This is a genomic window from Brachybacterium squillarum M-6-3 (assembly GCF_000225825.1).
Taxonomy (GTDB): Bacteria; Actinomycetota; Actinomycetes; order Actinomycetales; family Dermabacteraceae; genus Brachybacterium; species Brachybacterium squillarum.
Genome location: NZ_AGBX01000005.1, coordinates 17434 through 30729, shown reverse-complemented (window position 1 = coordinate 30729; position 13296 = coordinate 17434). Strand labels below are relative to the sequence as shown.

The window sequence follows — 13296 nt, the reverse complement described above, 5'->3', positions numbered from 1 at the left end:
CCCCGTGCGCCCGACCAGGCATTCCGGTGTGTCCCGCACCACAGCGAAGGGTCAAGCCGGGCCTTCCAGTGGTCACGAACCCCGGCCGGAGGTAAAGGGTCGGGCAAGGACCCCGCCGGGCTCCTTCAAGCCCCATGACCCGAGCACCCGATCCCTCCTACGGTTTTCAACATCCCCTCGGGACCCCTGAAGACTGCCCCACTCCTCGAGCCGCCTCGAGGCCGGAAGGAATCACGAACATGGCTACGCACAACACCCACCGCGCCGCCGGTCGCGCGGTCACCCCGATCGTCTCCGCGAACCGCGCCGCCCGTGGCGTCGCCGGCACCGCGGCCCTCGGGACCGTCCTGGTCGGCTCCGCGATCGCCGGCACCGCCGCGCAGGCCGCGCCCGCCTCCACCACCGCTCCCGCCGCCCCGGTCGCCGCCGAGGCCGCCCCGGCCACCCCGGTCGCCTCCGTCGCGCTCTCCAGCACCGAGAAGCTGCGCTTCGGATCCCGCGGCGACGCCGTGCGCGATCTGCAGGAGGCCCTGAACGACAACGGCGCCAGCCTCTCCGTCGACGGCGTCTTCGGCCCCAAGACCCTTTCCGCCGTGAAGTCCTACCAGGGCAGCGCCGGCCTCGCGGTCGACGGCGTCGTGGGCCCGAACACCCGCGGCGCGCTCAACGGCGGCGTCTCCACCTCCGGCGCCTCCGCCTCCTCGAGCAGCTCCTCCTCGAGCTCCTCCTCCATCGTGGACCGCGCCCGCTCCGCGAAGGGGACCCCCTACTCCTGGGGCGGCTCCAGCCTCTCCGGCATGGACTGCTCCGGCCTGGTGAAGTACGCCTACGAGGGCACCGGGATCTCCCTCCCGCGCACCTCCTCCGGCCTCGCCGCCGGCGGCACCCGCATCTCCCAGTCCGAGGCGCAGCCCGGCGACATCGTCGTGTGGCCCGGCCACGCCGCGATCTACGCCGGTAACAACACCATCATCGACGCCTCCGGCTCCAAGCAGAAGGTCGTCGAGCGGCAGATCTGGGGCAACCCCACCTTCCGCTCCTACCGCTGATCCAGCGCGTCGCCGGCAAAAGGCCCGGTCCCCTCGCGGGGCCGGGCCTTTTCGTGTGCCGGCGTGCGACGCCGGGCAGGGGGCGGGGGCATCCCGGGGCGCCGGTGCCCCGGCGCGCTCAGCGTGGTCGGTAGCGGCGGCCCCCGGCGGCCTCCGCCCCGGGGATCGGCCCGGCGTCCACCCAGTCGATCCGGCGCCCGCCGGGCACGGAGAACACGCGGGTGCCGTCCCCCAGCAGCACGGGCGCCAGGAACACCTGCATCTCCTCGATCAGGCCGTGCTCGAGGGCCTGGCGCGCGATGTCCGCGCTGATGATCTGCACGTCCCGCTCCCCCGCCGCCTCCCGGGCCCTCTCCAGGGCGGTGACGACGTCGGCGTCCAGCGCGATCACCGTGGGGTCGTCCGCGAGCTCCTCGGGGCGGTGGGTGAGGACGAACTCGGTGCCCTGCCAGGCGCCGCCGTAGGCCTCGGCGGTCAGCTCCCCGCGCTCCGCGCGCTGGGCAAGGGCGGCGTCGTAGCCGCGGCGGCCGGAGAGGATCGCGCCCACCGCCGCGGCGAGCCGTTCCGGAACCTCAGGATCCGCGGGAGGCATCTCCTCGAGCCACCGCATGTCGTGCCCCGGACCGGCGATGAAGCCGTCCAGGGACATCGTGAAGCCCCACACCACGCGTCCCATGCCGTGTCCTCCTCGCTCCCGGCGCCGGGCGTGTCCTCAGGCGCACTGTCCGCCAGCCTCGCACGCACCCGGGCGCCACGGCGAGCCCACTCCTGTCACTCGGCGTGCAGAAACCTGGCTCAGGTGGTGGCGCACCTGCCCATGTGCAGGCTCGCGACCACCTGAGCCAGGTCTGTGTACACCCTCGACCCCAGGACAGCGGAACGGCCGCCACCCCGGGTGGGGTGACGGCCGTGCGCGGGGGTGAGCGGCTCAGGGAGCGCTCACCGGGGCCGGATCACTTCGCGGCGTCGTCTTTCGCGGCGGACGCCTTCGAGGTGGTGGCCTTCTTGGCCGGAGCCTTCTTCGCGGGCGCCTTCTTGGCCGGGGCCTTCTCCTCGTCGCCCTCCGCCGTCGCGGCAGCGGTCTTGGAGGTGGAGGGCTTCGCAGCGGTCGTCTTCTTCGCCGGAGCCTTCTTCGCGGGCGCCTTCTTGGCCGGGGCCTTCTCCTCGTCGCCCTCCGCCGTCGCGGCAGCGGTCTTGGAGGTGGAGGACTTCGCGGCGGTGGTCTTCTTCGCCGGGGCCTTCTTGGCCGGGGCCTTCTTCTCCTCGGCCTTCTCCTCGTCGGCCTCGGTGGCGGCGGCCTTCTTGGCGGGCGCCTTCTTGGCCGGGGCCTTCTTGGCGGGGGCCTTCTTCGCGGCCGGCTTCTCCTCGGCCGGCTTCTCCTCGGCGGCCTCGCCGTCCTCGGAGTCGTCGCCGGAGGCCAGGCCCAGGTCGACCACGTCACCGTCGGTGTTCTTCACGGTGATGTCGGCCAGGACCACGTCGAGGGCCTTGGAGCGCTGCACCTCGCCGAAGATCTGCTCCAACTGGCCGGACTGGGCCAGCATCTGCAGCAGCTGGTTCGGCTCGATGCCGTACTGCTGGGAGAGCTGGGTCATGTAGCCCATGAGGTCGTTCTGGTCGACCTCGACCTCGCGGGTCGCGTTGAGCTCGTCCAGCAGGAACTGGGCGCGGACGGCCTTGACGGTGTCCTCGCGGATCTCCTCGCCGTGGGGGTCGCCGGCTTCCTTGCCCTCGTTCTCGAGGTGGGCGTTGATCTCGTCCTCGACCAGGGCGTCGGGCACCGGGATCTCGAGCTCGTCGAGCAGCTTCTCCAGCAGGGCGTTGCGGGCCAGGGCCACGCGGTTGCCGGAGGCGTCGTTCTCGGCCTGGGTGCGCAGGTCGGCCTTGAGCTCGTCGATGGTGTCGAACTCGGAGGCCATCTCGGCGAACTCGTCGTCGGCCTCGGGCAGCTCGCGCACCTTCACGGACTGCGCGGTGACCTTGATCAGGGCCTCCTCACCGGCGCGGTCGCCACCGGCGAGCTTCGAGGTGAAGGAGGTGGACTCGCCGGCGGAGAGGCCGGTCAGGGCCTCGTCCAGGCCGTCGAGCATGTTGCCCTCGCCGATCTGGTAGGAGACGCCCTCGACGGACTCGATCTCCTCGTCGCCGATGGTGGCGGTCATGTCGAGGGAGACGAAGTCGCGGTCCTCGGCGGGACGGTCCACGCCCACCAGGGTGCCGAAGCGCTCGCGCAGCTCGGTCAGGCGCACGTCGACGGCGTCGTCGTCGACGGCGGGCTCCTCGATCTCCACCTCGACGGCGGAGAAGTCGGGCAGCTCGATCTCGGGGCGCACGTCCTGCTCGACGGTGAAGGTCAGCTCACCGGTCTCGGAGCCGTCCAGGCCCGGGATCTCGGTGACCTCGACCTCGGGGCGGCCGACGGGCTTGATCTCGGCCTCGGCGGCGGCCTGCTGGTAGAAGTCGGGCAGGGAGTCGTTCACGGCCTCCTGCAGGATCGCCGGGCGGCCGAAGCGCTGCTCGACGAGACGGCTGGGAACCTTGCCCTTGCGGAAGCCCGGGATCTGCACCTCGTTGGCGATCTTTGTGGTGGCGGCCTCGATGGCCGGCTTCAGCTCGTCGAAAGGCACCTCGACGGTGAGCTTCACCCGGGTGGGGCCGAGCTTCTCGGACGCGGTCTTCACTGGTCAGGTCTCCCTAGTGATTGCGGTGACTGATGGTCTGTCGGTGGTCGCCGTCGTCCGGGGGCGCGCCCTGGCGAGCGACCCGGCGCCGGAGTCGGGGTGACAGGATTTGAACCTGCGACCTCCCGCTCCCAAAGCGGGCGCTCTACCAAGCTGAGCTACACCCCGGAGGGCAACCCTCACGATGGTAGCGGTTCGGCCCCGCACGGCCCCGATGCGCCCGGATCGCTGTGATCGGGGCCATGCGGGCGGCGGGGCCGCTGAGCGTGCGTGAGCAGGGGCGATCTGGTGTAATGACGGGGACCGAACCGGTCCGGATCCCGCGCGCACCGCGCCGCGTCGCCACCCCGGAACCCGGCGTTCTCCCCGGTCACGCGGATGTAGCTCAATGGTAGAGCCTCAGTCTTCCAAACTGATGACGCGGGTTCGATTCCCGTCATCCGCTCCCGCTCCCGAGCCGCGCACCCTCCACCAGGGGCGCGGCTCGCGGCATGTCCGGGGCCGGTCCACCGACGGCGCGCCGCTCCGCTCCGTGGGACATGCCGGAGGTGCCGGTGACGTGCCAGGAAGCCGGGTATGACCTTCCCGCTCCTCGCCGTCGCCGCCGAGCGCGGCTTCCTCGCCGCGGCCACCGCGAGCCGCTCCCAGGCGGTCGGCAACTCCACCCTCGCCCTGCTTCCGCAGCTCGGCATCGTCTGCACGCAGGCCTGGACCAACCGGGAGCTGAAGCCCTGGGCGATGATCGCCCTGTCCCGCGGCGCGGAGGCGGAGGACCTGGTGCAGGCGCTGCCGGACCGCGACCCCGACCGTCCGCTGGAGATCCTGCTGACGATGTTGGAGTCCCGGCTGCGACTGGAGCACCCGGGCCGCGACGACGCCCTGGGCACGGTGGACCCGGCCCCGCCCTCGGTGTTGCCGCAGGGCCATTCCTGAGCCGACTGCGCTGGCCGGATCCCGCTGGCGATGCTGGCCAGGACGGGGTTCACTGGTGGGCATGGAGACCTTGGACGACGAGCAGCGCTACGCGGCGATCGCGGCCCGCGACCCCCGCTTCGACGGGGAGTTCTTCACCTGCGTGCGCACCACCGGCATCTTCTGCCGCCCCTCCTGCCCGGCCCGCACCCCGGGCCGCGTCTCCGTCACCTTCGTGCCGAGCGCCGCGGCGGCCGTCGCCGCCGGATACCGGGCCTGCAAGCGCTGCGGACCGCTGGCCCCACCGCGCGGGGCCGACGCCGACCCGGGCGGGGACCTGGCCGCGCGGGCCCTGGACCTGATCGCGGCGGGCGCCCTGGACGCCGAGCTCGGCACCGACGCGCCCGCCCCGCACGTCGCCGATCTCGCCGCCCTGCTGCACGTCTCCGAGCGCAGCCTGCACCGGGCGCTGCTGGAGCACACCGGGGCCTCCGCGGTGGCGCACGCCCGGATGGCCCGCGCCCGACGCGCCCACGAGCTGCTGCGCGGCACCGACCGCCCGCTCGGGGAGATCGCGGCGGCCGCGGGCTTCGGCAGCGAGCGCCAGCTCCACGACACGGTGCGCGCGATCTACGGGGTGGCGCCCTCCACGTTGCGCCCGCGGTCCGGGCGACCGCTCGCCGACACCGGGACCGCGACCGCCGAGCTGCGGGTGGACCTCGCCGTGCGCCGCCCCTTCGACGGGGCGGGACTGGCCGCCTGGTTCGCCGCCCGCGCCGTGCCGGGCGTCGAGAGCGTCGAGGGGCTGCGGTGGTCGCGGGCGGTGCGACTGCCGCACGGCCCCGCCGTGCTGGGGGTCGACCTGGGGGTCGCCGAGGGCCCGCTGCCGCTCACCCTGCGCCTGGCCGACCTGCGGGACTACCGCGCCGCCGTGGCGCTCGTCCGTCGCCTGCTGGACCTGGACGCCGACCCCCGCGGCATCGACGCCGGCCTGACCGCGGCGGTGCCCGCGCTGGCGGGGCTCGTGGCCGCCCGGCCCGGGGTGCGGATCCCGGGCACCACGAGCGTCGCCGAGGCGCTGCTGTGGGCGGTCGTCGGCCAGCAGGTCACCGTCGTCCAGACCCGCGAGCAGATCATCCGCGCCACCGATCTGCTCGCCGAGCCCCTGCCGGAGCCGCTGAGCGGGGGCGGGAGCACCCGTCTGCCCGTCGACCCGGCCCGGGCCGCCGACCGCGCCGAGGAGTGGTTCCGAGGGCCCGCCGCCCGTCGCCGCACCCTGGCCGCGGCGCTGGGCACCGATGTGGACGCCGAGGCCCCGCTGGCGGAGCTGGAGGCACAGCTGCTCGCGATCCCCGGCGTCGGCCCCTGGACCGCGCACTACGCGCTGCTGCGAGGCCGCCGCGCCATCGACCAGGCCCCGCCCCGGGACGCCGCCCTGCTGAACGCCGCCCGCGACCTGGGGATCGCCGAGGACCACGCCGCCCTGCAGCGAGCCCTCGCCGACGCCTCCCCCTGGCGGTCCTACGCCGCCCTGCACCTGTGGCACCACGCCGCCACCCCGACCCGGAAGGACACCCCATGACCACTTTTGAGGCCCCCGACACTCTCGGCACTCCGTCCCCGATCCGGCACCGCTGGGTGGAGACCGCCGTCGGCCGGTACCTGCTGGCCGCCACCGACGACGCCCTGGTGGGCGTGTGGCGCCAGGACCAGGCGCACTTCCCCCGCCCCGAGCGCTACGGCGACCCCGCGGACGGGGCCTCCGCCCTGCTGGACCGCGCCGAGGAGCAGCTGCACGCCTACCTGGCCGGCGACCGCGAGGACTTCGACCTGCCGCTCGCCCCCGCCGGCACCGCCTTCCAGCAGCGGGTCTGGGCGCGGCTGCGGGAGATCCCCCGCGGCTCCACCACCACCTACGGGGACATCGCCCGGGAGCTGGACGCGCCGCGGGCCGCCCAGGCCGTCGGTGCCGCCGTCGGCGCTAACCCGCTGTCGATCGTCGTGCCCTGCCATCGGGTGCTGGCCGGCAGCGGCGCCCTCACCGGCTACGCGGGCGGGATCGACACGAAACGTCGGCTGCTGGTGCTCGAGCGAGCCCTTCCCGCGTGACAGCATGAGCGGCATGGACCGCCCCTCGTCGACCCCGTTCCGCTTCCCCGTCGCCGCCCGCTACGCCGGCATGGAGTCCTCCCCGCTGAAGGACATCTTCGCCCTGGCCGCGAAGGAGGGCGTCACCTCCTTCGCCGGCGGCATCCCGGACCGGGAGCTGTTCGACCTCGGGCCGGTGCAGGAGGCCTACGACTGGGTGCTCACCCACCGCGGGCACCGCGCCCTGCAGTACGGGGTCAGCGAGGGCGAGGCGGAGCTGCGCGAGCAGGCCGCCCGCCGCATCAGCCGCACCCTGCCCACCGACGCCTCCCAGATCCGTGTCACCTCCGGCTCCCAGGAGGGGCTGTTCGTGGTCGCCGAGGCGCTGCTGGAGCCGGGCGACGTGGTGCTCGTGGAGTCCCCCACCTACCTCGCCGCGGTGCAGGCCTTCGCGGTGCACGGCGCCCGCATGGTCGGCGTGGACACCGACGAGGAGGGCGTGATCCCGGAGGCGCTGGAGGAGGCGATCCGCACCCATCACCCGCGGATGGTGTACCTGATCCCCACCTTCCAGAACCCCACCGGGCGCACCATGGGGGTGCTGCGCCGCCGGCAGGTGGCCGAGGTGCTGCAGCGCAGCGACGTGCCGCTGATCGAGGACGACCCCTACGGCGAGCTCAGCTTCACCGGCTCCACCTGGGCGCCCATCGCCTCCCTCCCCGGCATGGGCGAGCGCACCCTGCTGCTGAACTCGATGAGCAAGCTGATGAGCCCGGGCGTGCGGATCGGCTGGATCCGCGCCGAGGGGCCGATCCTGGACACCCTGGCCGTCGCGAAGGCCGCGATCTCCATGCAGTCCTCCGTGGTGGACCAGTTGACCGTCGCCCGCTACCTGGAGACCGCGGACCTCGACGCCCACGTGCGCACGGTCGCGGAGGTCTACCGCGAGCGCCGCGACGCGATGGCCCGCGCGATCGCCCCGATCCTGCCGGAGGGCGCCCACGTCACCCACCCGGACGGCGGCATGTTCCTGTGGGCCGCGCTCGGCGAGGGCTACGACGCCCAGACCATGCTGGCCGACGCGGTCGAGGCGGGGGTGGCGTACCTGCCGGGCTGGTCCTTCTTCGCCGAGCACGCGGACCGCTCCACGATGCGGCTCAGCTTCGTCACCCACTCCCCCGCCGTGATCGAGGAGGCCATCGCCTCCCTCGGCGAGGTCATCGCCCGCCACCCTCGATGAACACGGAGGCGACGGCTCCGTCGTCCGTGCCGCGGCGGGTGATTCTCGGCGGGCTCCCGGCGACGGGCAAGACCACGGTGGCCCGCCGGGTGGCCGCCCTCGGCGCCGCGATGGTCCGGGTGGACACAGTCGAGACAGCCCTCGCGCGCGCGGCCGGGGTGCACGGCGCCCGCGTGCTCGAGGTGGAGCTGGTCTGCACGGACGTCGACCTGCACCGGCGACGCCTGGAGAGCCGGGTGCTGGACCTCCCGGGCCTGGAGAACCCGAGCTGGGAGCAGGTGACCGGAGGCGAGCACGAGGGCTGGCATCGGGACCACCCGGAGCTGGACACCGCGGTGCACTCCGCCGAACAGGCCGCACGGCGGATCCTCGAGGTCTGCTGAGGAGCACCCGACCCCCGCTCTCAGCGACGCAGCGCCCGGAGCCTTCCGAGGGCGAGTACGGCCAGCAGTGTGAGGGCGAGCAGGGCCCCGACGACCGCGGCGAGGGGGGCGACCGCGGTCGCCAGGAGCACCAGTACCAGACCGATCCCGAGGTGGAGCAGCGGGGCGTCCGCCTGCCAGATCAGCATCGCGAGCACGGAGGCATCACCCTGCGGGGTGGGCATCGGCATCGTGAGCGAGAGCGGCATCGGGGGCTTGGCCGCGTCCCAGACGCGGCCGAGCAGCAGCAGAGGGGCCAGCAGCATCGGCACCAGCACGGCCGCAGAGAAGGCCCCGGCGCCGAGCAGGAGGGAGACCGCCAGGGCAGACCCTCCGGTCACGGTCAGGATGAGCAGAGCCGGCGCCGGTAGATGCAGCAGGAGCTGCGCGCCGAGGCCCTGGCCGAACAGGGGCGGCGACCCGAGCGTGTGGATCGCGTGCCGGAGACCGTCGACCACCGTTCCGCTGCCCCACCAGAGCAGCAGGCACCCCATCCCGGCGAGCAGCCAGCTCGGCAGGCCCAGCTCCAGGAGAATCGCCGCGACCAGCAGCGCCGTCCCGATCACGGCGAGTCCGAGACCTCCGAGACTGCGCGCCGGACTGCGCAACCATGCCACCGCGTCGCGGCGGGCATAGGCGAGCAGCAGACCACCTCGGCCCACGGCCGGCAGCCGCCTCCCGACGGCAGGTGGTGGCCGATAGGCCACGGCAGCACCCGCGAGGTCCCCGGTCTCCGCGCTCATCGTGGCGCTCTGCCATCGCAGCGCCTGCTGGCGCAGCACCCGGCCCCGCAGTCGATCCAGCAGTGGCAGCGAGGCAACCGTCGACAGCGCACCCAGACCCAGAGCCACCACCGACGCCGGGAGCAGAGGGAGTGACGGGACGGCCCGGATTCCCAGGGCCACACCGGCCCCGAGCGCCACCAGCACCAGCGCGAGCAGGACACGTGCCGGTCCGGTCAATAGTTGGCCCGCCAACCAGCAGACACCCAGCAGCAGCCCGAAGCCGAGGGCGGCGAGGCCCGCGAGAAGTGCGAGGGGCATGCCCAGACTGCCGACCTGCAGCAACGTGGCTCCGGCCAGTGCGGCGGCCAGCACGCAGCACAGTGCGGGGAGCACGATCGCCCGCAGGTAGGGACGCCGCAGCACCCGGCGGCGAGGTATCGCACTGCTGGCGAGCGTCTCGGTGAGGAACGGGGACAGCAGGGCCGGACCGCGGGTGCCGCCCAGCAGCACGAGTACCGCGGCGGCGATGCCCAGCGCCATGGCCAGCCCCACGGGCGCATGGGGGTGCTGGAGCAACGGCAGCACGTCGGGGCGGGCCAGGACCGCCCCACCTGCACGCAGAGCCGGGACGAGCAGCACCAGCACGGTGAGAAGCGTCAGGTAGACGGCGTACAGCAGGTCGCCGGTGGTGCGTGCGCCTCGCCGCTGCGCCCAGACGCCCGAGGCCGCACGGAGCTCGGCGTTCACGTCGGGCCCTCCACTGCGATTTCCAGGTCCGCGAGCTCGTCCACCACCCGCCGGGCATGGGTGGCCAGCAGGATCGCGGTGCCCTGCTCCGCCCTGTCCCGGAGGAGGCCGAGGACCAGACCGAGACGGTCCGGATCCAGGCGCTGCTCGGGCTCGTCCAGCAGCAGCACCCGTCCGGGCCGGGCCAGGGTGAGCGCGATCGCGACCAGCTGGGATTGTCCGCTGGAGAGTTCATGGGGATATCGCTCGCTGAGGCCTTCCAGGTGCAAGCGGCTCAGCAGCTCGCGCCCCTCCACCAGTGCCTGCTGGGAGTCCAGACCCCAGGTGGCACCGAGGAAGCGCAGGTGCTCGAGCACGGTGAGGTCCCGCGCCGTCTGCGGGACGCCGATCAGAGCGGCCAGATCACGGCGGAAGCGGCGATCGCGGTCGTCCGGCGCCCGTCCGGCGACACGGACCGTGCCGGCGGTCGGCTCGATGAGCCCGGCCAGCACGCGCAGCAGGGTGGTCTTGCCGACGCCGTTGGGTCCGGTCACCGCCCCGACCTCTCCAGCACCGAGGCGGATATCCGCATCGAGCAGAAGCACCTGCCCGTCACGCACCACCCCAACCCCTTCGGCCTCGATCGCGGAGGGCGGGGGCGGGGCGGGCGGTCTCATGGACTCATCCCAGCACGACCGGTCCTCACGAGGCATAGGCCGGAGGTCGATGCCTGCGGTGTTCGCCCGGGTCACGGAAAAAGGGATGCAGGTGTGCACCTAGCCGCTCTACGGCGGTGAGTGCACACGGGCATCCCTGTTTCCGGCAGCGCGTTCGGCCGGTGCGCTGAAAAAGGGCTCCCGGTGCACCATCTCGGCCGTATACGCGGTGATGGTGCACTGAGCGCCCGTTTTCAGCGGTGCATGGTGGGAGGCGGGCTGAGGCAGCAGGAGGGAATCAGCCGCCGAGGCCGCCCACGTTCACCATCCAGTGGATCGCGAAGCGGTCGATCACGGCGCCGTAGTGGTCGCCCCACATCTGCTGCTGGAGCACCATCTCGACCTCGCCGCCCTCGGCGAGGCGGTCGAAGGCGGTGCCGGGGAAGTTCAGGTAAGCCCGCAGGATGACGGACATGGGGACCTCCGGGAGACGGGGCCGCGGAACGGCCCGGTGGGTGGACCGGCATGGGCGGCGCACACCGGACATCCCGGGGCGACGGTGCCGCGCTCATCGTAGCCCCGGCCCGCCGGGGCCGGAGGGGGCTGCGCCCGGCTCCCGCCGTGCCGGGCCACCCGGCGCACAGCCGGAGGACGGTGCTGGGTCGCCCGGCGCTCAGCGCGGGGCGGTGCCGCGGGCGGCGCCGCGGGTGCCGCCCGCGGGGGTGACGCCCGGCAGCACCCGGGCCAGCCAGGCGCCGCCGGCCAGGCACAGCGCGCCGGTGGCCGCGCCCGCGACGGTCACCGGCGCCACCAGGGTGATCGCGGAGACCAGCAGCGGGGCCAGCACGCTTCCCGTGCCCAGCAGGGTGTTCCACCAGGCCAGGTAGCCGGTGCGGCCGTGCACCGGGGAGAGGTCGATGCCGAGGGTCATGACGATCCCGGCGCCCAGCCCGTTGCCCAGCGCGATCAGCAGGCTCGGCAGCAGCAGCGCCGCCATCGCCGTGCCGGGGCCGCGCTCCCCCAGCGTCGCGGCGGCCACGGCCAGCAGCACGTACCCGGCCCCCATCACCAGCGCGCAGGGCACGGCCACGGCGGCGCGGCCGCGGCGGTCCATCAGGGTGCCGGCGGGCACCACCATCGCGATCTCCACCAGCGCGCTGATCCCGAACACGAGGGAGACGGCGGCGGCGTCCAGGCCGAGGGCCGCCCCCAGCAGCGGCACCACCACCGGTCGGTTCACCCGGGACATCATCACCGGGGCGATGCCGAGCCCCACCCGCACCATCCGGGCCAGTACGGCCCGGTCCAGGCGGCGCCGCAGCGGGGTGCGGACGGAGCGCGCCACCCCGGCGACGGCCCCCTGCCGGGCGCGCTCCCCCGGCGGCAGGAAGACGGCCACCATCACGGTGGCGAGGGCACCCGTTCCGGCGTAGAGGAGGAAGGCGGCGGTGTCGTGCCCGGTGGCGAGCACGGCCGCACCCGCCAGCGGGCCGATCACCTGGCCGATACGGATCATGCCGCCGAACAGGGTCATGCCCCGGGCCCGCATCGCCGGGGGCAGGGCCGAGCCCAGGTAGGCCTGCCGGCCGAGCTTCCACACCTGGGTGCAGGCGGCGATCACCACCAGCACCGCGAGCAGCGCGGCCCGGTGCGAGGCCTCCGGTGCACCGGTCAGCCCCGGCGTGATCACCACGAAGGCCGCGCCGTCCGCCGCCACCAGCACCGCGCCGGAGACCACCAGGGCCGGGCGCGCGCCGACGCGCTCGATGAGCCGCCCGGCGGGGATCGGCCCGAGCACCGAGAAGACACCGAGGACCAGGGCCAGCGCCGCGGCCTGCGGCACCGCGAAGCCGAGCTGCAGGGCCAGCAGCGGCACCACCGGCAGCAGGGCCGACTGTCCGATGAACTCGAGCAGGGTGGGGACGTAGACGGAAGGCGCGAGGCGCCGCAGCACCCGGGCCGGGGATTCCCCGGCCGACGTCACGAGGTGAGGGAGGCGGCGCCGTAGGCCGCGGCGGTCTCCTGCTCGCCGCGACGGGCGGTCTCCTCGTCCACCCCGGCGGCGACGGCCGCGGCGGCCCAGCGCACGGACCAGGCGCGCACGTAGGCCGCGCCCTCCTCGCCGGCCAGCCAGCTCGGGCTCGGCGCGGGCACGGAGCCCAGGCAGGTGGTGCGCCAGCCATCGGTGGCGGCGGCGAGGCCGAGCAGGGCGATCTCCCAGCCCACCGCCATCGCGCCGGGCCCGAAGCGGGCGAAGGTGGCGTCGTCGATGAGCAGGGTGTGGCGCAACCGCAGGGAGGTGGTGCCGTCGTCCTCGGGGTCCAGGCGCAGCGACAGCGGAGTGGTCACGCCGCCGTACTCCCAGCCGAGCTCGAGGCGGTGCGGGGCCTCGACCGCCTCGATGGTTCCCCCGGCGCCGCCCGGGGCCTGGAAGCGGCCGCCCTCGCGGAGGTCGCCGCTGACGGGGCCGTACCAGGCGGCGAGCGCCTCGGGACGGGTCAGCAGCGGCCAGAGCTGCGCGGGCGCCGGGTCGTAGGGAGTGGTGAGGGTGAGCACGGTGCGCACGGCGCCGTCCTCGGGGGTGAGGTCCAGGCTGCGGCGCACCGCGTCGATCGCGGGCGGCGGCTGCGTGGGCGTCATGGGCTCCCTGCTCCCTCGGGTGCGGCGGCCGACACCCCTCGGGCGCGGCGCGGTCGTGGGAAGGGTAGCCCACGCCCGCCCGCCACGGACAGCGCCCCGGGGACCGCGCCCGGGTCACGGCCCGGACACGGATCGAGGGATTCGCCCTGGTGGAAAC

The 13296-nt window shown here is 74.2% G+C and carries 13 protein-coding genes and 2 tRNA genes; 7 read left to right on the top strand and 8 right to left on the bottom strand.

Features of this window, described 5'->3' with window-relative positions; all coding sequences use genetic code 11:
- The first annotated feature begins 239 nt into the window (after positions 1 to 239).
- Positions 240 to 1049 carry a C40 family peptidase gene (locus OM98_RS07145; protein ID WP_010533919.1) on the top strand — a complete coding sequence of 270 codons (810 nt, stop codon included), beginning with the start codon at positions 240 to 242 and terminating at the stop codon, positions 1047 to 1049.
- Between the two features lie 118 nt (positions 1050 to 1167).
- On the opposite strand, the gene OM98_RS07140 is transcribed toward OM98_RS07145, so the two are convergent.
- The 3 genes from OM98_RS07140 to OM98_RS07130 all read right to left on the bottom strand — a co-directional run bounded on the left by OM98_RS07140 (position 1168) and on the right by OM98_RS07130 (position 3898).
- A complete protein-coding gene (locus OM98_RS07140) occupies positions 1168 to 1725 on the bottom strand; it encodes a dihydrofolate reductase family protein (protein WP_010533918.1) in 558 nt (185 codons plus the stop codon).
- 277 nt (positions 1726 to 2002) lie between these two features.
- On the bottom strand, positions 2003 to 3730 hold the full coding sequence (gene tig, locus OM98_RS07135) for a trigger factor (protein WP_010533917.1): 1728 nt from the start codon (positions 3728 to 3730) through the stop codon (positions 2003 to 2005).
- A 94-nt stretch (positions 3731 to 3824) separates the two neighbouring features.
- Positions 3825 to 3898: transfer RNA gene (locus OM98_RS07130), tRNA-Pro, on the bottom strand.
- A gap of 206 nt (positions 3899 to 4104) precedes the next feature.
- On the opposite strand from OM98_RS07130, the gene OM98_RS07125 reads away from it, so the two are divergent.
- The 6 genes from OM98_RS07125 to OM98_RS07100 all read left to right on the top strand — a co-directional run bounded on the left by OM98_RS07125 (position 4105) and on the right by OM98_RS07100 (position 8353).
- Positions 4105 to 4175, top strand: a tRNA-Gly gene (locus OM98_RS07125).
- A gap of 131 nt (positions 4176 to 4306) precedes the next feature.
- Entirely contained in the window at positions 4307 to 4663 is a 357-nt protein-coding gene (locus OM98_RS14840) for a DUF1028 domain-containing protein (RefSeq protein WP_010533916.1), read from the top strand.
- 61 nt (positions 4664 to 4724) lie between these two features.
- Positions 4725 to 6224, top strand: a complete 1500-nt coding sequence (locus OM98_RS07115) for a DNA-3-methyladenine glycosylase 2 (protein WP_033195092.1) — start codon at positions 4725 to 4727, stop codon at positions 6222 to 6224.
- Positions 6221 to 6751 (top strand): methylated-DNA--[protein]-cysteine S-methyltransferase, encoded by a 531-nt coding sequence (locus tag OM98_RS07110; RefSeq protein ID WP_010533914.1) that lies wholly within the window; start codon positions 6221 to 6223, stop codon positions 6749 to 6751. The genes OM98_RS07115 and OM98_RS07110 overlap by 4 nt, the downstream gene beginning before the upstream one ends.
- A 13-nt stretch (positions 6752 to 6764) precedes the next feature.
- A complete protein-coding gene (locus OM98_RS07105; RefSeq protein WP_010533913.1) occupies positions 6765 to 7970 on the top strand; it encodes an aminotransferase-like domain-containing protein in 1206 nt (401 codons plus the stop codon).
- Complete coding sequence (locus tag OM98_RS07100; protein WP_083837732.1) at positions 7967 to 8353, top strand: P-loop nucleotide/nucleoside kinase family protein; 387 nt, start codon at positions 7967 to 7969, stop codon at positions 8351 to 8353. The genes OM98_RS07105 and OM98_RS07100 overlap by 4 nt, the downstream gene beginning before the upstream one ends.
- Positions 8354 to 8373: 20 nt before the next feature.
- On the opposite strand, the gene OM98_RS07095 is transcribed toward OM98_RS07100, so the two are convergent.
- The 5 genes from OM98_RS07095 to OM98_RS07080 all read right to left on the bottom strand — a co-directional run bounded on the left by OM98_RS07095 (position 8374) and on the right by OM98_RS07080 (position 13139).
- The gene (locus tag OM98_RS07095; RefSeq protein WP_010533911.1) at positions 8374 to 9864 is read right to left on the bottom strand and encodes a hypothetical protein; all 1491 of its coding nucleotides are present in this window, start codon (positions 9862 to 9864) and stop codon (positions 8374 to 8376) included.
- Entirely contained in the window at positions 9861 to 10520 is a 660-nt protein-coding gene (locus OM98_RS07090) for an ABC transporter ATP-binding protein (protein ID WP_029362749.1), read from the bottom strand. Before OM98_RS07090 ends, OM98_RS07095 begins: the two co-directional genes overlap by 4 nt.
- Positions 10521 to 10797: 277 nt before the next feature.
- On the bottom strand, positions 10798 to 10974 hold the full coding sequence (locus OM98_RS15855; RefSeq protein WP_010533909.1) for a VOC family protein: 177 nt from the start codon (positions 10972 to 10974) through the stop codon (positions 10798 to 10800).
- A gap of 198 nt (positions 10975 to 11172) precedes the next feature.
- Positions 11173 to 12483: an MFS transporter gene (locus tag OM98_RS07085; RefSeq protein WP_029362748.1), complete on the bottom strand. Its 1311-nt coding sequence runs from the start codon at positions 12481 to 12483 to the stop codon at positions 11173 to 11175.
- On the bottom strand, positions 12480 to 13139 hold the full coding sequence (locus OM98_RS07080; RefSeq protein WP_010533907.1) for an SRPBCC domain-containing protein: 660 nt from the start codon (positions 13137 to 13139) through the stop codon (positions 12480 to 12482). The genes OM98_RS07085 and OM98_RS07080 overlap by 4 nt, the downstream gene beginning before the upstream one ends.
- Positions 13140 to 13296 lie beyond the last annotated feature (157 nt).

Coding starts and splice junctions, on each gene's coding strand:
- OM98_RS07140 (WP_010533918.1), bottom strand. CDS start 1,725: ATGGGACGCGTGGTGTGGGGCTTCACGATGTCCCTGGACGGCTTCATC.
- OM98_RS07100 (WP_083837732.1), top strand. CDS start 7,967: ATGAACACGGAGGCGACGGCTCCGTCGTCCGTGCCGCGGCGGGTGATT.
- OM98_RS07115 (WP_033195092.1), top strand. CDS start 4,725: ATGGAGACCTTGGACGACGAGCAGCGCTACGCGGCGATCGCGGCCCGC.
- OM98_RS07145 (WP_010533919.1), top strand. CDS start 240: ATGGCTACGCACAACACCCACCGCGCCGCCGGTCGCGCGGTCACCCCG.
- OM98_RS14840 (WP_010533916.1), top strand. CDS start 4,307: ATGACCTTCCCGCTCCTCGCCGTCGCCGCCGAGCGCGGCTTCCTCGCC.
- OM98_RS15855 (WP_010533909.1), bottom strand. CDS start 10,974: ATGTCCGTCATCCTGCGGGCTTACCTGAACTTCCCCGGCACCGCCTTC.
- OM98_RS07090 (WP_029362749.1), bottom strand. CDS start 10,520: ATGAGACCGCCCGCCCCGCCCCCGCCCTCCGCGATCGAGGCCGAAGGG.
- OM98_RS07110 (WP_010533914.1), top strand. CDS start 6,221: ATGACCACTTTTGAGGCCCCCGACACTCTCGGCACTCCGTCCCCGATC.
- OM98_RS07105 (WP_010533913.1), top strand. CDS start 6,765: ATGGACCGCCCCTCGTCGACCCCGTTCCGCTTCCCCGTCGCCGCCCGC.
- OM98_RS07080 (WP_010533907.1), bottom strand. CDS start 13,139: ATGACGCCCACGCAGCCGCCGCCCGCGATCGACGCGGTGCGCCGCAGC.